We start from the raw sequence: 20,913 nt of genomic DNA on the forward strand, positions 1-20,913 counted from the left end.
ATGCAATACTATCAGTATTTGTTTAACATTTTACTGTTTCAACAATCTAACGTTACAAATGTACGATGACTTTATAAATAATGAGAATATTCTGTTAATCATAAATGCAATAAAAAAATTTCAAGGAGATATTAGGTTAGTAGGTGGATGTGTAAGAGATAGTCTTCTAAAAAGACAGACCATAGATATTGATTTTGCAACTACTTTATTACCCAACCAAACAATAAATGCTCTTACTGCAGCTCATATTAAAGCTATTCCAACAGGTATAAAACATGGTACAATAACAGCCTTAGTTAATAATACAGCATATGAAATTACAACACTAAGATCTGATATTAGCTGTGATGGAAGACATGCTGAAGTAAAATTTACAAACAATTGGCAGCAAGACGCTTCAAGAAGAGATTTCACCTTCAATGCTCTATATTGTGATGAAAAAGGAATAGTATATGATTATTTTTCTGGTATCCAAGATCTAGAAAAAAAACATCTAAATTTTATTGGAGATCCAGAAATTAGAATACAAGAAGACTACCTACGCATACTTCGAGCATTTAGATTTTATGCTTCTATATGTAGTCAAAACAAATTGAGTGATGAAATAGTGCACTCTTGCACAAAATATTCATCTTATATCAATAACCTATCCAGAGAACGCATTCGCGATGAGTTCTTTAAACTTTTATTATGTCCTAACTTATCAAACACATTAAAGATTATGCAAAAATGCCACGTGCTAGATAAAATCATTCCCTTTGAAGTCATACCAGACATAATGTCATCTGAGACCTTATCAAACACAGATCCACTAACAAAATTAGCAGCTCTTTTAAGAACAAACAATAACAACCACTCTCTAGATAAAATTAAAGCTTCTTTATGCTTATCAAACTACAGTCAAAAAACACTTGTGTCACTATTAAACAATAATTTAGAACTTCCACTTTCAACTACCGCACAACACAAACACATTAACAAGCTTGGAAAAGAAATATACTGCAATCTACTGAGAATAATACATGCAGAATTAAATTTAAATTATCATGACCTAATGCAATATATAGAGTACGCAGATCAATTAATTATTCCTGAATTTCCTATCTCTGGAAAAGATTTACTTAATATAGGATACCAACCAGGAAAAAATCTTGGTATCACTTTAGAAAAAATCAAAGATCTATGGGAAAATAGTTCATATCAACTAACAAAAACCCAATTATTAGATTACGCGAGAGGAAAATTATTAAAAAGTAAGAATTAAATCTCGTACTATCTTCAAAAAATTACATAAGATAAAAACATTTTATTGCAAACTGTATTTTACAAGAAATTACATAGCTATTTCCAAACACACTAAAATATATTCTTTTCCTATCGAAGAATTCATAATTCTTCAAAGGAACATTTAAAACAAATATAAACTCAAACTTATTGCACAGAAATCAACTATTACACTTAAAAGTATAAACAATATAATATTCTATTTATACAAAAGCCATTTCATTAAGATATCATATCTAAATTGATACTTTTTACATAATCACCCAACTATCACCTGTATATACAACAAACTAAAATTGACAGATAAACAACAGAAGTACTTTAAGTAATAAATACTTATATTACAACAAACCAAGGTACCTGAACTTAAAATAACAACATGTTATTATAAATTCAGGCTTTAACATGAATATATTTCAATACAGGTAATTACCCATTTAACGCTAGGAGCTCATAGTCACTAAAGAAAAATCTTATTTCTCTCATGGCATTATCTAAACTATCCGAACCATGGACACAATTTGCATCTATATTCTCAGCAAAATCTGCTCTAATCGTTCCAGGACTTGCTTTTTTAGGATCTGTAGCACCCATAATTTCTCTATATAAGCTTATAGCATTTTCTCCTTGCAACACTTGCACTATTATTGGACCAGATACCATAAAATCAATTAGAGGTACAAAAAAATGTTGAGATTTATGTATCGCATAAAATTCTTCAGCTTGACAACGTGTTAGTAAACACATCTTTTGTATAATTATTTTAAGTCCTGAATTTTCTATATAAGAATTCACCTGCCCAGTAATATTACGCTTTATCACATCTGGTTTTAATATAGACAAAGTTTTCTCTAACAAAATACATCCCCCCTTACCCGGACAAACTGACTTTCATGTTTAATATAAATTATTGATCCAATCAAGCTAAAAAGTAAATAAATTTTATCTTATATTTCATAAAGCATAATATGTTATTTCTGTATATTATATAATTAGTATACTATTCCAGCAAACTAGATAGAATATATCCATTAAATAACTATTGCATTCACTTTATGCATGATTTATCTTACATAGGTTGCTTTGTTATAGGAAAATAATATGTCTACACATGCGAAAAACAAAATAAATAAAATGGAAGATACTGATGAAATAAAAGCACATGATCCTTTAATTGCCGGTTTGATCGATAAAAACATGCAGAAAAACAAATTTACAAATAAAGGAGTAAACGACAATCATACTTCCAAAAATTTCACAAAAGAAGGAGTAGAATCCACAAAAGATCTAAAAAATAGCACAACAAAAATTAGGCCTCACCCTGTTGATGAGTGCGTTGGGAAAGAAATAAAAAGACAACGTATCATGAGAGGTATGAGTCAAAACCAGCTTGCAAACAAATTAGGAATCACTTTCCAACAAGTACAAAAGTATGAAAAAGGAACAAACCGTATAGTGATTAGCAGGCTATATCAACTTGCAAGCGTACTTAACGTTGAAGTAAGAGATATAATGTTAAAGTTACAGGAAGATCTAAAAAATATTTCATGTGATCACACTGTTGCATCTACATCTACTCTTAAAGATAACGAGGAAAAGTTTATACCAGAGTTTCACGATAGCAAAATAGATAGCAAAGAAGTTTTAATGATGGTTAGAGCATATACTTGTATAAAAAATGAAAAAGTACGTAACATAATTTACAATTTGGTTAAGGCATTGTCTTTAGATAACAAACAGTAAGTTATAAAATTGTATCTTATATATACAAGTATGCTAATAAATTAAAGCTTTCATAATTGTAATGCATTAACAATGATTTATTTTATAATATTAACCTATAAGTAAACCAGGTATTGTCATTCAGTATATTAATAAGGTTTTATTTGTATATTATTGAAGTATTACTTTTGACTTGAAGCATGATTTTAATTAATATGAAACTGTTCTATCATTTGGATAATATTATGACTAAATTCTCAGCTATAGGAATTGTACTTTCTCTAGTAACATTATTCGCATGTAATGTATTTGCATCACCGATTCCTATTGATTTCTCTAATGAAAGCGAAACAGCTGGGTTTTACGCAAGCGGACATTACAACATACAGTTCCCTAGATTTAGTCCAATATCCGTCAAATATAAAACAGATGAAAATACAGAAAAAGAACTAACTCTATTTACATTAAAAGAAAGTACTGATACTCCAACTTTCAAACAGAAAAGTGAGTTCAACGACAAAAAAGGTTACAGCCCTATATACAATAGAAATTATACAGGATTTTCAGGAGCTATCGGATATTCAGGAGGAGGTCTTAGAGTTGAATTAGAAGGAGCATTTACAAGATTTGATGTCGATAAACAAAAATATAAAAAGGATAACTATAGATATTTTGCATTATGTAAAAAAGATAGTATAGAGAGTACAGATAACAGTAATGGCAACCATGTCGTCATGAAAAATGAAGGATTTAGAGTTATTTCTTTAACATTCAATGCTTGTTATGATATGATAGTTAGTAATTCCTCTTTAGTGCCAAGCGCTTGTATTGGTATAGGGCAAGGAATAACTAACTTTTTAGGAGGAACAAACATCCATACCCTATTTAAAGCAAAACTAGGCTTAGGGTTTCTAATCTCACCAAAAACTGTTATATTCGCCAATGGGTATTATGTAAAAACAAAAGACAATTCTTTCACTAACCTATCAGTTCAGTACCCCCTTGAACTTAAAGAAGCACCAAAACATATAGACCCTATAGCTTGCTTTAATGCAGACAACTATGGTGGTGAAGTCGGTCTTAGATTTATTCTATAATCTGACTATAGCAACATATTAACAACAACATAGTTTTAGTAAAGCTAATTCTACTATAAAGTAAGTTCTGTGTACATAGCATATTCTCACGTTATAATAACTTTATCACGTGATATAAAAATAAAACAGGTGATAGCAGGAAAACTATCCTATCATGGCAAACTTATATTAGACACTTATCAAAAACAATTTAAGAATCCATAAATGAAATTTGTTCTTAAATACACATTTACATGTTATGTAATCTTGTTTTATACTTTATAAATTTGTTTTTTATTTGACTAAATATTTTTTATAGAATAAAACAATCATTGTGTATTACCGTTTCACATTTATAACAAATGCTTAAATTATGCCGTAAACATAACAATCGATTATTAGTTTTGTTGACTTAATTCTTTTTTAGTATATTTATTTTGCTGTAAGTGTGTGGTTCTTTAAAAACAATTATTAAGGTTTAGGTGTATGAGTAAAAGGAGTAACAGAAAGTTTGTTTTGTGGGTTATGTTAATATTATTTACACCACATATTTCTTTAGCATCAGTTTTAAATGACCATAATTCTATGTATGTTGGTATTCAGTACAAGCCAGCCAGACAACACCTATCAAAACTTCTTATAAAAGAAAGCGCAGCCAACACTGTAGAAGTTTTTGGGTTAAAAAAAGACTTACTAAATGATCTATTAACTGGTATTAAAGATAATACTAATTTTAATATAAAATACAACCCATATTATGAAAATAATCGTTTAGGTTTTTCCGGTATATTTGGATATTACTATAACAAAAATTTCAGAATAGAATCTGAACTTTCTTACGAAACTTTCCACATAAAGAACAACGGATATAAAAGAATTGATTGTGAAAAGCATTTTGCTCTTGCAAAGGAAATAAGCGGTGGTAGTAACAATCCTGCCAATAATAAATATGTTACCCTAATAAATAATGGTATTTCACTTACCTCAGCTCTGATCAACGTTTGTTATGATGTTGACGGACTTAAACATAATATAATAACGTATTCATGTTTAGGATTTGGAGTAGACACAATTGATTTTCTCAGTAAGTATACTACAAAGTTTTCATACCAAGGAAAATTAGGAGCTAGTTATACTGTTTCTCCTCAAGTATCGGTTTTTATAGAAGGTTATTATCATGGTTTATTTGGTAAAAAATTTGAGAAAATTCCTGTAAATTATCCATGTGACTATCCATCACCAACACCACCAAACAGCAAGCCACATGTTCACACTACAGCATTAGCTATGTTAAGTATTGGATATTACGGTGGGAGTATTGGAATAAAGTTTATATTATAAAAATATTTTTTGACAAATTTATATTTGTGTTTATATGTATATAGGTATATAATAAAGTTTTAGTGTGTCTATTGCTCATTAAGTGAGTGTGTTAAAAGGGTTATGCATGAATAATAAAAAATCAAGAGGTCAGGTCTTATTATTTGCAGCTTATAGCATCTTTAAGTATATTAATAGCTGCACAAGTAAGTTTAGGCTAAGTGTAAAATGTTTTGTTTATAATCCTTTAAAGTATTTTTATTACAAAAGCACTTTCTTAAAACTAGGAAAATTTTTCGTAAATTACAACTATAGTAAAACATCAAATTACCTACATAGGAGTTTATTCAAACTTTTTGGTATTATAAGAACAACCAATTTTAAAATTTCTTATTTAAATTTTTTTACTAACCCTAGAGTATTGATAATATACTATAAGATACTAAAAAATAAGTGTAACAATTCTTCCATCAATTATCTTTTGAATAAGTATACTATCAATCCTACAGCAACTAGTTTTATCAATAGTGTTATTATAGGGATATACCCTGGTTTTGTTAATTATAATTATTAAGGTTATATTATGAGCTATGCAAAGGTCTTTATATTAATATGTTTAATATTGCTTGTGCCTTCATTATCCTTTGCAATTGTAAACAATGATTTCTTAAAGGACAATATAGGTCATTTTTATATAGGAGGACAATATAAACCAGGTGTTCCACGTTTTAATAGATTTTTAGTAACTAATAACAACATAAGAGAGCTAATGTCCTCAGATGAAGAGTGTAGAAGTACTATACCTCACATGGTGCAAAGTGTAGCACAAGGTACTTTACCACCTGAAGCGTTGGAAGAGCTTGCAAAAGGATTGCTACATGGAGGTTATCTTTTTTTTACTTTACCTTATAACCCTACATACAAGAAAAATTTATTAGGTGCAGGTGGTGTTATAGGGTATTCAACCACTCATTTTAGAGTAGAAGTTGAAGCTTTTTATGAGAAGTTCAATTTAACTGCCCCTGCAGGATACCTTCATAAAAATTTTTACGAGTATTTTGCTTTAGCAACTACAATGGATACTAAACATCCACATCAATCTGCAGAAGATAAATATTATTATATGAAAAACACAGGTATTACTTTATCACCTTTTATAATTAATGCATGTTATGATTTTATTTTAAAAAAGACACGCAATGTAGCTCCTTATTTATGTCTTGGGGTTGGTGGTAATTTTATTGATTTTCTAGATCAAGTAAGCTTTAAATTTGCTTATCAAGCTAAGGTTGGTATTAGTTATTTTGTTTCTCCAAATATAGCATTCTTTATTGATGGATCTTTTCATGGACACTTAAATAATCAATTTTCTGATTTGCCAGTAGTAGATTACTCATCTTCCGGGTTCCCAACTATATCAGCAAAATTTAACGCCAATTTTCTTACTAGCAGTATCGGAATCAGGTTTATTTCTTAAATAGTAGGTCGTATTTATGCAGAAGTTATATATAAGTTTTATAATATTATCTGGGCTGTTATTGCCAAAGTATGTTTTTTGCATGCACCAAAACAACAATATAGATGGATCTTATGTAACAATAAAATATCAATTAACCACTCCACATTTTAAGAATTTCTATATTAAAGAAACTGATTTTGATACACAAGAACCAATTGGATTAGCTAAAATTACAGCAAACACTAAATTTGATACTTTAAAAGAAAATTTTAGCTTTAGCCCACTACATCAAACTGATTCTTATAAGTCCTATCAAAATGATTTATTAGGGATAGGTTTGTCTGTTGGACTGTTTGTAAAAAGTTTTAGGATAGAATTTGAAGGAGCATACAAAAATTTCAATACAAAGCGCCTTGCACGTTATAAATCCAAAGACGGGTATAAATACTTTGCTATACCACGTAAGTCGGAGCATGGGTTTCTTGACAATACCTTTGGTTACACTGTAGCAAAAAACAATGGTATATCTATTATATCTAATATAATAAATTTATGTAGCGAAACAAAATATAAGGCCTTTACACCTTACATATGTATAGGCGTTGGTGGAGATTTTATAGAAATTTTTGATGTCATGAGAATAAAGTTTGCTTATCAAGGTAAAGTTGGTGTTAGCTATCCCATTACTTCAAAGTTAATTCTCTCCATTAATGGACAGTATCATAAGGTTATAGGAAACAAATTTGAACTTTTACCAGTTTACCAACCTGTTGAATTAAAAAGACTAGTTACAAACAAGACTAGCAAAGATATAGATCAAGATGTCACTGCATCATTAACCCTTAATCTAGAACATTTTAGCAGTGAAATTGGATTAAGTTTTATATTTTAAAGTGAAGGAAATATGTATATGTATAACAAAAAACACTATTGCTATATAGTAACATATGTTATAACACTATTCTTTCTATTGTTACCTATAGAATCTTTGTCAGCATTAATAGGCAATGTAGAAAAGGATTTAAAAGTTTCTAGTACATATGTCAGTAGTCAATATAAACCCAGTATTTTTCACTTTAGAAATTTCTCAATACAAGAATCTCACCCTAAAAAAAGTTCAGAAGAATTCAAAAAAATAAAGGCTAATCTAAATAATATACTCAAATCAAACGCTTATAACCTACAGTTTCAAGATAATACCACTAGTTTTAGTGGAACCATTGGCTACTTTTCTAAGGGACTAAGACTTGAAGCAGAGGGTTGTTATCAAGAGTTCAACGTAAAAAATTCCAATAACTCACTAATAATAAGTTCAAATAAATACCATTCTAGAATACATGATGAAAATTATGCTATTACAACAAATAATAAATTATCCATCGCATCTATTATGGTTAACACCTGCTATGATATTTCAATTAATAATACATCAATAGTACCGTATTTATGCACAGGCATTGGTGAAGATCTTGTAGGGCTTTTTAATACAATACATTTTAAACTTGCATATCAAGGGAAAGTTGGAATGAGTTATTTGATAAATAACAATATCCTATTATTTTCTGACATATATTATCATAAAGTCATGGGTAACAGATTTAAAAATTTGTACATGCAATATGTAGCTGATCCTAATATTTCTGAAGAAACTATACCTATATTAGCAAAACTTGATATTGGTTATTTTGGAAGTGAAATTGGAATAAGGTTTATGTTTAACTAAGTAAGGTTATATACTATGACAAAGAAATTTAATTTTGTAAATGTTATATTAACATTTTTGTTATTTCTTTTCCCACTTAAGTCATTTACAACATATGCAAATAATAACACAATCACTCAAAAAGTTGGATTGTACATAAGTGGTCAATATAAGCCAAGTATTCCTCATTTCAAGAATTTTTCAGTAGAAGAAAATGACAAAGTAGTAGATTTGATAGGTCTTACAACTGATGTTACATATATCACAGAACATATATTACGAGATAATACAAAATTCAACACTCATTATATTGCAAAGTTCAAGAACAATTTTATAAATTTCAGCAGTGCAATTGGTTATTATTCTGGGCAAGGACCAAGGTTAGAAATAGAAAGCTCTTATGGGGATTTTGATGTTGTAAATTATAAAAATTATGCAGTACAAGATGTTAATAGATATTTTGCTTTAGTACGTGAAAAAAATGGTTCAAATTTCTCTCCAAAACCACATGAAACTAGTCAACCCTCTGACAGTAATCCTAAAAAGTCTTTTTATACTTTAATGAAGAATAATGGGGTATTTGTTGCATCAGTAATAATCAACGGTTGTTATGATTTTTCTTTTAATAACACAACAATATCACCTTACGTATGTATAGGAGTTGGAGGAGATTTTATAGAGTTTTTTGAAGTAATGCATATCAAGTTTGCTTGCCAAAGTAAGGTTGGTATTAGCTATCCAATATCTCCCTCTATTACTATTTTTGCTGATGCACATTATCACAAGGTCATAAATAATAAATTTAACAACCTACATGTTAAGTATTCATATGAACTTAAAAACTCACCTACCATTACCTCTGCAACAGCCAAACTAAACATTGAATATTTTGGTGGTGAAGTTGGGATGAGATTTATATTTTAAATAATCAAATAAGGAATTTTTATGAGCAAAAAAAAGTTTATTACAATAGGAACAGTACTTGCATCTCTATTATCATTCTTATCTATTGAATCCTTTTCAGCTATAAATCATAATCATACAGGAAATAACACTAGTGGTATATATATTACAGGGCAGTATAGACCAGGAGTATCCCATTTTAGCAATTTCTCAGTAAAAGAAACTAATGTTGATACAATACAACTAGTAGGATATAAAAAAAGTGCGTCTTCTATCGATCCTAACACTTATTCAAACTTTCAAGGTCCATATACTGTTACATTTCAAGATAATGCTGCTAGTTTCAGTGGAGCAATTGGATATTCTTACCCCGAAAGTCTAAGACTTGAACTTGAAGGTTCTTACGAAAAATTTGATGTCAAAGATCCTAAAGACTACTCAGCAAAAGATGCTTTTAGGTTTTTTGCTCTAGCACGTAATACGTCTACTACTGTTCCTGATGCTCAAAAATATACAGTTATGAAGAATAATGGCTTATCTGTTGCATCAATCATGATCAATGGTTGTTATGATCTATCTTTTAATAATTTAGTCGTATCACCTTATATATGTGCAGGTATTGGTGAAGATTTCATTGAATTTTTTGATACTTTGCACATTAAACTTGCTTATCAAGGAAAACTAGGTATTAGTTATTACTTCTTTCCTAAGATTAATGTATTTGCTGGTGGGTACTATCATAGAGTTATAGGGAATAAATTTAAAAATTTAAATGTTAACCATGTTGTTACACTTGATGAATTTCCTAAAGCAACTTCTGCAGTAGCTACACTTAATGTTGCTTATTTTGGTGGTGAAGCTGGAGTAAAGTTTACATTTTAAATAATATGTGGGCAGTTCTCATATGATATATAAAGAAAAACTTACTAGAGTGGGAGAATATATCTTAGCATATTTATCATTTATTCTTTCTACTTATATCTTTCTAGTGCTGGTAAATATTATTAGATATAACAGCCTTGCTATATGTGTTATCAGTCTACTAAGAACTAATATCTTTAACGTTAGCACAAAAAAATTAATAAAAGATAAATGTCGTGATACTAAGTTTAGTAACATGAATTGTTATTTGTACGGTAAACCGTTAAATTTACAAATTTTTTATGGAATATTTTCCTTTATTAGAAACTTTCAAAATAACACACTAATAATTCCTAATGATAGTAAATGCGGCTTCTATACCACGTTATGGGATAATCCAGCACTACATTATACATATACACTTACTGGCAGTGAGTACCGTAATTTTTTTGACATTCTATATGAAAACATTATCTGTCAATGTAAATTACTTATTAACTATAACCGTTCTGTATTAAACCAACATAATAAAAATACTCTCGTAATAATACCAATACCTAATGCTAGAGAGTTCAGTAATGAAATTCGAGTAAGGAATATATCAATAAATAAGGAAAGTTCTTATGAGTGCTAAAAAAAAGCTTTTTATAATAGGGTCAGTGTTAGTATGTTTAGTGTCATACTTACCTACTAAATCTTTGTCAAACTTAAATAATATTAATAATAACACTAAGTGCACTGGGCTATATGTCAGTGGACAATATAAACCTACTGTTTCTCACTTTAGTAATTTTTCACTTAAAGAAACTTATACTGACACTAAAGAGTTATTAGGACTAGCAAAAGATATTAAGTCTATTACAGATATAACAACAAATAAAAAATTCAACATTCCTTATAACACAAAATTTCAAGATAATGCTGTTAGCTTCAGTGCAGCTGTTGGATATATTTCCCAAGACAGTCCAAGGGTTGAGGTAGAATGGTCTTATGAAGAATTTGACGTTAAAAATCCTGGTAATTACGTAGTAAGTGAAGCCTTCAGGTATATTGCTTTAGCAAGAGGAATTGATAATCTTCAAAAATATCCTGAAACAAATAAGTATGTTGTTATAAAGAACAATGGCTTATCTGTCGCATCCATTATAATCAATGGCTGTTATGATTTTTCTTTAAACAATTTAAAAGTATCACCTTACATATGCGTAGGGTTTGGTGGGGACATTATAGAATTTTTTAGTGCTGTAAGTTTTAAATTTGCTTATCAAGGTAAGGTAGGTATCAGTTATCCATTATTCTCTAATATGATTATATTTGCTGACGGATATTACCATAAGGTCATAGGAAATAAATTTAACAATTTAAATGTTCAACACGTTGTTAGTCTTAACAGTCATCCTAAGTCTACTTTTGCAGTAGCTACTCTTAATGTTGAGTATTTCGGTAGTGAATTTGGGTTAAAATTTATATTTTAAGGAGTTTTATGAGTAAAAAAAATTTTATTACAATAGGAGCAACACTTATTCATATGTTGTTACCTAACATATCTTTTCCAGAAACTATTAACAATAACACTGATAAACTTTCTGGGTTATATATAAGTGGGCAATATAAACCAGGGATTTCTCATTTCAGCAAATTTTCAGTCAAAGAAATCTATAATGATAACATTCAACTAATTGGGTTAAGACACAACGCAATTTCTACTAGTACCCTTAATATTAATACAGATTTTAATATCCCCTATAAAGTAACATTTCAAAATAACATTACCAGCTTTAGTGGAGCTATTGGTTATTCTGATCCCACAGGGGCAAGATTTGAGCTTGAAGGTTCTTATGAAGAATTTGATGTGACAGATCCTGGAGACTGCTTAATAAAAGATACCTATAGATATTTCGCTTTAGCTAGAAACCCATCAGGTTCTAGCCCTACCTCAAACAACTATACTGTTATGAGAAATGATGGTGTTTCCATTACTTCTGTTATATTTAATGGCTGTTATGACATCTTTTTAAAGGATTTAGAAGTATCACCTTATGTATGTGTTGGTGTAGGTGGAGATTTTATAGAATTTTTTGACGCATTACACATTAAATTAGCATACCAAGGCAAGTTAGGTATCAATTATCACTTATCGACTCAAGCAAGCGTATTTATTGATGGATATTATCATAAGGTTATAGGAAATCAATTCAACAATCTAAATGTTCAACACGTGGCTAGTACAGATTTTGGACCTGTATACGCAGTAGCCACACTTAACATTGGTTATTTTGGTGGTGAAATCGGAATTAGACTTACATTTTAAAGGAATATTATGAATAATAGAAAAAGTTTTTTTATAATAGGTGCATCATTACTAGCAAGCTTATTATTCACATCTGAGGCCTCTTCTACAGGAAATGTAAGTAACCATACTTATTTTAAACCTAGGTTATATATCAGTGGACAATATAGACCAGGAGTTTCTCATTTTAGCAAATTTTCAGTCAAAGAAACCAACTACAATACTACTCAACTAGTTGGGCTTAAAAAGGACATCAGTGTCATAGGGAACAGTAATATCACAACCTACACAAATTTCAACTTTCCTTACATTGCAGAATTTCAAGACAATGCCATAAGTTTCAGTGGGGCAATTGGATACTTGTATTCCGAGAATTTTAGAATTGAAGTAGAGGCTTCTTATGAAGAATTTGATGTTAAAAATCCAGAAGGATCTGCTACAGACGCATACAGGTATTTTGCACTAGCACGTGCTATGGATGGCACTAATAAATCTAGTCCTGATGACACAAGAAAATTCACTGTCATGAGAAATGACGGGTTATCAATTTCATCAGTAATGATAAATGGGTGTTACAATTTTACATTAGATGATATACCAGTAGTACCGTATGTATGCGCAGGAATAGGAGGAGATTTCATAGAGTTTTTTAATGATTTACATGTTAAGTTTGCTCATCAAGGCAAGGTAGGTATTAGTTATTCTATATCCCCTGAAGTAAGTTTATTTCTTAACGGATATTACCATAAAGTAACAGGTAACAGATTTAAAAACTTACACGTTCAACACGTAAGTGATTTAAGTGACGCTCCTAAGTTCACATCTGCAGTTGCTACACTCAATGTTGGGTACTTTGGTGGCGAAATTGGAGTAAGATTTATATTTTAATTATAACTAAATACGGAAGATCTAATGAATAAAAAAAACAAGTTTATTATAGCTACAGCATTGGTATATTTACTGTCATTACCTAGTGTATCGTTTTCAGAGGTTACAAACAGCAGTATTAAAAAACACTCTGGGTTATATATTAGTGGACAATACAAACCAAGTGTTTCTGTTTTTAGTAGTTTCTCAATTAAAGAAACTAACACTATCACAAAAAATCTTATAGCGTTAAAAAAAGATATTAACTCTCTTGAAGTTAACGCCGATGCTAGTCAAGGTATTAGTCATCCAGGAAATTTTACTATACCTTATATAGCAGCATTTGAAGATAATGCTTTTAATTTCAACGGTGCTATTGGTTACATTACTGAAGGTCTAAGGATTGAAATAGAAGGTTCCTATGAAGAATTTGATGCTAAAAACCCTGGAGGTTATGGTCTAAATGATGCCTTTCGGTACTTTGCTTTAGCACGTGATATGGAAAGCAACAAGTTCCAACCAAAAGCACAAAGCTCACAAAAAGTATTTCACACTGTAATGAAGAGTGATGGGTTATCTATAATATCTATCATGGTTAACGGCTGTTATGATTTTTCTTCGGATAATTTATTAGTATCACCTTATATATGTGGAGGTATAGGTGTGGATGCAATAGAATTTTTTGACGCATTACACATTAAACTTGCGTGCCAAAGCAAATTAGGCATCACTTATCAATTATCTTATAATATCAGCTTATTTGCTGATGGATATTATCATCAAGTAATAGGTAACCAATTCAGAAATTTAAACGTTCAACATGTAGCTGAACTTAATGATGCACCTAAAGTTACATCTGCAGTTGCCACACTTAATGTTGGATATTTCGGCGCTGAAGTTGGAGTAAGATTTATATTTTAATTACAATTAAATACGGAAAAGTTCATGAATCACAAAAGTATGCTCTTTACAATAGGTACAGCTTTGATATCCTTATTGTCATTACCTAATGTATCATTCTCAGGAATCATAAATAACAATGCTAACAATTTAGGTATATACATTAGTGGGCAATATAAACCCAGTGTTTCTGTTTTTAGCAATTTCTCAGTAAAAGAAACTAACTTCACTACACAACAGTTAGTAGCACTTAAAAAAGATATTGATTCTGTTGACATTAGTACCAATGCTGATAGCGGTATTAATAATCCGCAGAATTTCACTATCCCTTATATACCAAAATTTCAAGACAATGCTGCTAGTTTTAGTGGAGCACTTGGATTCTTCTACGCTAGAGGTTTAAGACTTGAAATGGAAGGTTCCTATGAAGAATTTGATGTTAAAAACCCTGGAGGATATACAAAAGTAAAAGATGCATATCGTTACTTTGCCCTGGCACGTGAGATGCAATCTGGTCAAACTTGCCCTAAACACAAAGAAACATCAGGTATTCAACCTCACGGTATTTATCACACTGTTATGAGGAATGATGGGGTATCTATTTCATCTGTCATAATCAATGGTTGTTATAACTTTACTTTAAGTAATCTACCAATATCACCTTACATGTGTGTAGGTATGGGAATAGATGCTATACAATTTTTTGATTCACTACATATTAAGTTTGCACATCAAAGTAAGTTAGGTATTACTTACCCACTATCTTCAAATGTTCATTTATTTGCTGATAGCTATTATCATAAAGTAATAGGTAATAAATTTAAAAATCTAAGGGTTCAACACGTTTATGAATTACAACAGGTACCTAAAGTTACATCTGCTGTTGCTACACTTGATATTGGGTATTTTGGTGGTGAAGTTGGAGTAAGGTTTATACTTTAATTATAACTAAACACGGAAAATTTCATGAAGAAGAAAAATCAATTTATCACAATAAGTACAATATTAGTATGTTTATTGTCATTATCTAATGCATCACTTTCAAACACTACAAATAGCAGCACTAAAAAACAGTTTGGGTTATATGTTAGTGGACAATACAAGCCTAGTGTTTCTATTTTTAGCAATTTCTCAGTAAAGGAAACTAATTTTCCTACAAAGTATCTAGCAGCTCTTAAAAAAGACATTAATTCTGTCGAATTTGACGATAGTGTTACTGCTGGCATTAGTTACCCACTTAATTTCAGTACTCCTTATATAGCTGTATTTCAAGATAATATTTCTAATTTTAATGGCGCTATTGGGTACACTTTTGTTGAAGGCCCAAGAATTGAAATAGAAGGTTCTTATGAAGAATTCGATGTCAAAGACCCTGGAAGATATACAGAAATACAAGATGCATACCGTTACTTTGCTTTAGCACGTGATATAGACTCTATTCCTACTAGCCCAAAAAATAGAACTTCACATGATGGCAACAGTTCATATAAGGTATACCACACTGTAATGAAAAATGAAGGACTATCTATAATATCCATTATGGTCAATGGCTGCTATGATTTTTCTTCAGATAATTTATCAATATTACCTTATGTATGTGGTGGTATAGGTGTAAATGCTATAGAGTTTTTCGATGCATTACATGTTAAATTCGCGTGTCAGGGTAAATTAGGTATTACTTATCCATTATCTTCCAACGTTAGTTTATTTGCTGGTGGATATTATCACCAAGTAATGGGCAACCAATTTAAAAATCTAAATGTTCAACATGTAGCTGAACTTAATGACGCACCCAAAGTTACATCTGCAGTAGCTACACTTGACATTGGGTATTTTGGTGGTGAAATTGGAGCAAGGCTTATATTTTAATTATAAACAAATATGGAAAATCTCATGAATAAGAAAAACAAATTCTTTACAATAAGTACAGCAATGGTATGCTTATTGTTATTACCTGGTATATCATTTTCAGAAACTATAAACAACAGTGCTAAAAAACAGCCTGGGTTATATATCAGTGGGCAGTACAAACCTAGTGTTTCAGTTTTTAGTAATTTTTCAGTAAAAGAAACTAATGTTCCCACAAAGCAGTTAATAGCACTTAAAAAAGACATTAATTCTGTTGCAGTTGGTAGTAATGCTACTACAGGTATTAGCAATCCAGGTAATTTCACAATTCCTTATACTGCAGAATTTCAAGATAATGTTGCCAATTTCAATGGGGCTGTTGGTTACTCTTTTCCTGATAGTCTAAGAATTGAAATAGAGGGATTTCATGAAAAATTTGATGTCAAAAACCCTGGAGGTTACACACAAGTAAAAGATGCGTACCGTTATTTTGCACTAGCACGTGATTTAAAAGATGGCTTCTTTGAACCTAAAGCGGAAGATACAGGTGTTTATCATACTGTTATGAAAAATGATGGATTATCTATTTTATCTACTATGGTTAACGTCTGTTACGATTTTTCTGTAGATGAATTACCAGTCTTACCTTATATATGTGCAGGTATGGGTATAAACGCCATAGAATTCTTCGACGCTTTACATGTAAAATTTGCTTACCAAGGCAAACTAGGTATTAGCTATCAACTATTTACTAAAGTAAATTTATTCCTTGATGGGTATTACCATCAAGTAATAGGCAATCAATTCAAAAACTTAAACGTAAACCATGTTTACACACTTAAAGAATCTCCTAAAGTCACATCTGCAGTAGCTACACTTGACATTGCATACTTTGGTGGCGAAGTTGGAATAAGATTCACATTTTAATTGCTCAACCATAAAATAATGGGAAATTACCTTTTCTAGGAAGTTTCTCATTATTTAACAGTTAACTTTCTGTAAACTTCTAATAACAGTATTTTGTTCACTCTTCCCCTTAATAAAAATCATAAGTTTACAATAATGTCAAAAAGATTTCTTTTTAAACACATTTAAAATGGCTAAACCGTTTTCTGCTTTATTAGAATGATTCCCAAATAAATTTTAATTAATTACTGTTCCGTATTTATTAATATATGTTATAATGTAATTAAATAAGGATACTAGATTTGCTCATAATGCATGTACTGAATTTGTGATTTGAAATAACAAGACTTAAATGTCGAATTTAGCTTCTGTCCTAGTGGATAAGTACTTTAGCAAGTGGTAAAAGCAAGTCTACTCATATTTTTATTAATTAAGTAGTAAAGTTAACTATAGATTTTATTAAAATTTTTATTCTAATCACTTTAAATATCAATTACTTTTGTTGTAAATTTGAAAGAAATTTTATATTCTAGACTTGCTTTTCTTTATTTCTTTCATTATTCTTAAATTTTTATTATCTTTTATAAAAGGTTTATTAACATGAATTACAAGAAAATTTTTGTAAGCAGTGCATTAATTTCATTAATGTCAATCTTACCTTACCAATCTTTTGCAGATCCTGTAACTTCAAATGATACAGGAATCAACGACAGCAGAGAAGGCTTCTACATTAGTGTAAAGTATAATCCAAGCATATCACACTTCAGAAAATTCTCAGCTGAAGAAGCTCCCATCAATGGAAATACTTCTATCACTAAAAAGGTTTTCGGGCTGAAAAAAGACGGAGATATAGCACAATCTGCGAATTTTAACAGGACAGATCCAGCCCTCGAGTTTCAGAATAACCTAATATCAGGATTCTCAGGAAGTATTGGTTATGCTATGGATGGGCCAAGAATAGAACTTGAAGCTGCATACCAAAAATTTGATGCAAAAAATCCTGACAACAATGACACTAATAGCGGTGACTACTATAAATACTTTGGACTATCTCGTGAAGACGCAATAGCAGATAAGAAATATGTTGTCCTTAAAAATGAAGGCATCACTTTTATGTCATTAATGGTTAACACTTGCTATGACATTACAGCTGAAGGAGTACCTTTCATACCGTATGCATGTGCAGGTGTAGGAGCAGACCTTATAAACGTATTTAAGGATTTTAATTTAAAATTCTCATACCAAGGGAAAATAGGTATTAGCTATCCAATCACACCAGAAGTTTCCGCTTTTATTGGAGGATACTACCACGGAGTTATAGGAAATAATTTTAACAAAATACCTGTAATAACACCTGTAGTATTAGAAGGAGCTCCTCAAACCACATCTGCGCTAGTAACTATTGACACTGGATACTTTGGCGGAGAAGTTGGAGTAAGGTTCACCTTCTAGTTTTATTTATTTGTTATTATATATAATAAATAGTGAAAAAAATTTAGCAATTCATAATAATAGGGAAAATGTGAAGTTATTTCAAGTTTTCCCTTATGTATTTTATATTAGAAGATATTCTTGCCATGTATTTCTACAATTGTATATGGTTTCTAGGAATAGATGTTTTTCGTGCACGCATAAAACGTATTAAATTTCTCTTACAAAGACTACTTATGTATTATAGTAAAAACTAGCTTATAACTTGTTTTTACATTGTAGTTCTACTATTGTTAATTTATTTTCACTATTTTAGGTATAATATGAACTGCAAAAAATTTTTTATAACAACTGCATTGGCATTGCCAATGTCTTTCTTACCTGGAATATTACTTTCTGAACCAGTACAAGATGACAGTGTGAGTGGCAATTTCTATATTAGTGGCAAGTACATGCCAAGTGCTTCTCATTTTGGAGTTTTCTCTGCCAAAGAAGAAAAAAATCCTACTGTCGCGTTGTATGGTTTGAAACAAGATTGGAACGGTGTTAGTGCTTCAAGTCATGCTGATGCGGACTTTAATAACAAAGGTTATTCTTTTAAATACGAAAACAATCCATTTCTAGGTTTTGCAGGAGCTATTGGTTATTCAATGGGTGGTCCAAGAATAGAGTTTGAAGTGTCCTATGAAACATTTGACGTGAAAAATCAAGGTGGTAATTACAAAAATGATGCTCACAGATACTGTGCCTTAGATCGTAAAGCAAGCAGCACTAATGCCACAGCTAGTCACTACGTGCTACTAAAAAATGAAGGACTACTTGATATATCACTTATGTTGAATGCATGCTATGACGTAGTAAGTGAAGGAATACCTTTCTCTCCTTACATATGTGCAGGTGTTGGTACCGATTTAATATCCATGTTTGAAGCTATAAACCCTAAAATTTCTTATCAAGGAAAGTTAGGTTTGAGTTACTCTATAAACCCAGAAGCTTCTGTCTTTGTTGGTGGACATTTTCATAAAGTTGCAGGTAATGAATTCAGGGACATTTCTACTCTTAAAGCGTTTGCTACACCATCATCTGCAGCTACTCCAGACTTAGCAACAGTAACACTGAGTGTGTGTCACTTTGGAGTAGAACTTGGAGGAAGATTTAACTTCTAATTTTATTATTGCCACATGTTAAAAATAATCTAAACTTGTTTTCATTATTGCTACAAATAAATAAAATAGTGGCAAAAAAATGTAGCAATAAGAGGGGGGGGGGGGACTAATTACTATCTGCCATATCCCTTACTACCACTTACACTAAATAATCTGACAAATACAACAGCTTCTGGAGAAATAAACAATATTTAAATTTTTCTTACAAAAACCATTTATATCTTGTACTAAAAACTAGCTTATAACTTGTTTTTACATTGTAGGTTTACTACTGTTAATTTGTTTTCACTATTTCAGGTGTAATATGAACTGCGAAAAATTTTTTATAACAACTGCATTAACATTACTAATGTCCTTCTTACCTGGAATATCACTTTCTGATCCAGTACAGGATGACAACATTAGTGGTAATTTCTACATCAGTGGAAAGTATATGCCAAGCGCTTCGCATTTTGGAGTTTTTTCTGCCAAGGAAGAAAGAAATACAACAGTTGGAGTATTTGGAATAGAGCAAGATTGGGATAGATGTGTAATATCTAGAACCACTTTAAGCGATATATTCACCGTTCCAAATTATTCATTTAAGTATGAAAATAATCTATTTTCAGGATTTGCAGGAGCTATTGGCTACTCAATGGATGGCCCAAGAATAGAGCTTGAAGTATCTTATGAAGCATTCGATGTTAAAAATCAAGGTAACAATTATAAGAACGAAGCACATAGATATTATGCTCTGTCCCATCTTCTCGGCACAGAGACACAGATAGATGGTGCAGGCAGTGCGTCTGTCTTTCTAATAAATGAAGGACTACTTGATAAATCATTTATGCTGAACGCATGTTATGATGTAATAAGTGAAGGCATACCTTTTTCTCCTTATATATGTGCAGGTATTGGTATTGATTTAGTATCCATGTTTGAAGCTATAAATCCTAAAATTTCTTATCAAGGAAAATTAGGCTTAAGTTACCCTATAAGCCCAGAAGCTTCTGTGTTTATTGGTGGACATTTTCATAAGGTGATAGGAAACGAATTTAGAGATATTCCTACTATGATACCTAGTGAATCAGCGCTTGCAGGAAAAGGAAACTACCCTGCAATAGTAACACTGGACGTGTTCTACTTTGGCATAGAACTTGGAGGAAGGTTTAACTTCCAACTTTGATTATTGCCACAAT

The 20,913-nt window shown here is 30.7% G+C and carries 21 protein-coding genes; 20 read left to right on the plus strand and 1 reads right to left on the minus strand.

Going from position 1 to position 20,913, the window contains the following annotated elements; genetic code table 11:
• Positions 1 to 58 precede the first annotated feature (58 nt).
• Positions 59 to 1,264, plus strand: a complete 1,206-nt coding sequence (locus ECH_RS04505; RefSeq protein ID WP_006011295.1) for a CCA tRNA nucleotidyltransferase — start codon at positions 59 to 61, stop codon at positions 1,262 to 1,264.
• 449 nt (positions 1,265 to 1,713) lie between these two features.
• On the opposite strand, the gene ndk is transcribed toward ECH_RS04505, so the two are convergent.
• Positions 1,714 to 2,142 (minus strand): nucleoside-diphosphate kinase, encoded by a 429-nt coding sequence (ndk, locus tag ECH_RS04510; protein WP_006011293.1) that lies wholly within the window; start codon positions 2,140 to 2,142, stop codon positions 1,714 to 1,716.
• A gap of 243 nt (positions 2,143 to 2,385) precedes the next feature.
• Between ndk and ECH_RS04515 the strand changes: the two genes are divergently transcribed.
• The 19 genes from ECH_RS04515 (at position 2,386) to ECH_RS04610 (ending at position 20,900) form a co-directional block, all read left to right on the plus strand.
• Entirely contained in the window at positions 2,386 to 3,027 is a 642-nt protein-coding gene (locus tag ECH_RS04515) for a helix-turn-helix domain-containing protein (RefSeq protein ID WP_011453012.1), read from the plus strand.
• Positions 3,028 to 3,206: 179 nt separating this feature from the next.
• Positions 3,207 to 4,103, plus strand: a complete 897-nt coding sequence (locus ECH_RS04520; protein ID WP_011453013.1) for a P44/Msp2 family outer membrane protein — start codon at positions 3,207 to 3,209, stop codon at positions 4,101 to 4,103.
• A 465-nt stretch (positions 4,104 to 4,568) separates the two neighbouring features.
• Positions 4,569 to 5,423 carry a P44/Msp2 family outer membrane protein gene (locus ECH_RS04525; protein WP_011453015.1) on the plus strand — a complete coding sequence of 285 codons (855 nt, stop codon included), beginning with the start codon at positions 4,569 to 4,571 and terminating at the stop codon, positions 5,421 to 5,423.
• Positions 5,424 to 5,985: 562 nt separating this feature from the next.
• Entirely contained in the window at positions 5,986 to 6,879 is an 894-nt protein-coding gene (locus tag ECH_RS04535; protein WP_011453017.1) for a P44/Msp2 family outer membrane protein, read from the plus strand.
• Between the two features lie 16 nt (positions 6,880 to 6,895).
• Entirely contained in the window at positions 6,896 to 7,753 is an 858-nt protein-coding gene (locus tag ECH_RS04540) for a P44/Msp2 family outer membrane protein (protein WP_011453018.1), read from the plus strand.
• Positions 7,754 to 7,771: 18 nt separating this feature from the next.
• Positions 7,772 to 8,584, plus strand: coding sequence for a P44/Msp2 family outer membrane protein (locus tag ECH_RS04545; protein WP_044233247.1), 813 nt, complete (start codon positions 7,772 to 7,774; stop codon positions 8,582 to 8,584).
• A gap of 15 nt (positions 8,585 to 8,599) precedes the next feature.
• Complete coding sequence (locus ECH_RS04550) at positions 8,600 to 9,487, plus strand: P44/Msp2 family outer membrane protein (RefSeq protein WP_011453020.1); 888 nt, start codon at positions 8,600 to 8,602, stop codon at positions 9,485 to 9,487.
• Between the two features lie 21 nt (positions 9,488 to 9,508).
• The gene (locus tag ECH_RS04555; protein ID WP_011453021.1) at positions 9,509 to 10,348 is read left to right on the plus strand and encodes a P44/Msp2 family outer membrane protein; all 840 of its coding nucleotides are present in this window, start codon (positions 9,509 to 9,511) and stop codon (positions 10,346 to 10,348) included.
• A 235-nt stretch (positions 10,349 to 10,583) separates the two neighbouring features.
• The gene (locus tag ECH_RS05060; RefSeq protein WP_226988405.1) at positions 10,584 to 10,961 is read left to right on the plus strand and encodes a hypothetical protein; all 378 of its coding nucleotides are present in this window, start codon (positions 10,584 to 10,586) and stop codon (positions 10,959 to 10,961) included.
• A complete protein-coding gene (locus tag ECH_RS04565) occupies positions 10,951 to 11,802 on the plus strand; it encodes a P44/Msp2 family outer membrane protein (RefSeq protein WP_011453023.1) in 852 nt (283 codons plus the stop codon). Before ECH_RS05060 ends, ECH_RS04565 begins: the two co-directional genes overlap by 11 nt.
• Before the next feature lie 8 nt (positions 11,803 to 11,810).
• Entirely contained in the window at positions 11,811 to 12,638 is an 828-nt protein-coding gene (locus ECH_RS04570; RefSeq protein WP_011453024.1) for a P44/Msp2 family outer membrane protein, read from the plus strand.
• A 9-nt stretch (positions 12,639 to 12,647) separates the two neighbouring features.
• Positions 12,648 to 13,505 carry a P44/Msp2 family outer membrane protein gene (locus ECH_RS04575; protein ID WP_011453025.1) on the plus strand — a complete coding sequence of 286 codons (858 nt, stop codon included), beginning with the start codon at positions 12,648 to 12,650 and terminating at the stop codon, positions 13,503 to 13,505.
• A 24-nt stretch (positions 13,506 to 13,529) separates the two neighbouring features.
• Positions 13,530 to 14,405: a P44/Msp2 family outer membrane protein gene (locus ECH_RS04580; protein WP_011453026.1), complete on the plus strand. Its 876-nt coding sequence runs from the start codon at positions 13,530 to 13,532 to the stop codon at positions 14,403 to 14,405.
• Between the two features lie 24 nt (positions 14,406 to 14,429).
• The gene (locus ECH_RS04585; RefSeq protein WP_011453027.1) at positions 14,430 to 15,326 is read left to right on the plus strand and encodes a P44/Msp2 family outer membrane protein; all 897 of its coding nucleotides are present in this window, start codon (positions 14,430 to 14,432) and stop codon (positions 15,324 to 15,326) included.
• A gap of 24 nt (positions 15,327 to 15,350) precedes the next feature.
• The gene (locus tag ECH_RS04590) at positions 15,351 to 16,253 is read left to right on the plus strand and encodes a P44/Msp2 family outer membrane protein (protein WP_011453028.1); all 903 of its coding nucleotides are present in this window, start codon (positions 15,351 to 15,353) and stop codon (positions 16,251 to 16,253) included.
• 24 nt (positions 16,254 to 16,277) lie between these two features.
• The gene (locus ECH_RS04595; protein WP_011453029.1) at positions 16,278 to 17,159 is read left to right on the plus strand and encodes a P44/Msp2 family outer membrane protein; all 882 of its coding nucleotides are present in this window, start codon (positions 16,278 to 16,280) and stop codon (positions 17,157 to 17,159) included.
• 579 nt (positions 17,160 to 17,738) lie between these two features.
• The gene (locus ECH_RS04600; protein ID WP_011453030.1) at positions 17,739 to 18,590 is read left to right on the plus strand and encodes a P44/Msp2 family outer membrane protein; all 852 of its coding nucleotides are present in this window, start codon (positions 17,739 to 17,741) and stop codon (positions 18,588 to 18,590) included.
• Positions 18,591 to 18,892: 302 nt separating this feature from the next.
• Positions 18,893 to 19,735: a P44/Msp2 family outer membrane protein gene (locus tag ECH_RS04605; protein ID WP_011453031.1), complete on the plus strand. Its 843-nt coding sequence runs from the start codon at positions 18,893 to 18,895 to the stop codon at positions 19,733 to 19,735.
• 304 nt (positions 19,736 to 20,039) lie between these two features.
• Complete coding sequence (locus ECH_RS04610) at positions 20,040 to 20,900, plus strand: P44/Msp2 family outer membrane protein (RefSeq protein WP_011453033.1); 861 nt, start codon at positions 20,040 to 20,042, stop codon at positions 20,898 to 20,900.
• Positions 20,901 to 20,913: the final 13 nt, after the last annotated feature.

Origin of the sequence: Ehrlichia chaffeensis str. Arkansas (assembly GCF_000013145.1) — a bacterium.
GTDB lineage: Bacteria > Pseudomonadota > Alphaproteobacteria > Rickettsiales > Anaplasmataceae > Ehrlichia > Ehrlichia chaffeensis.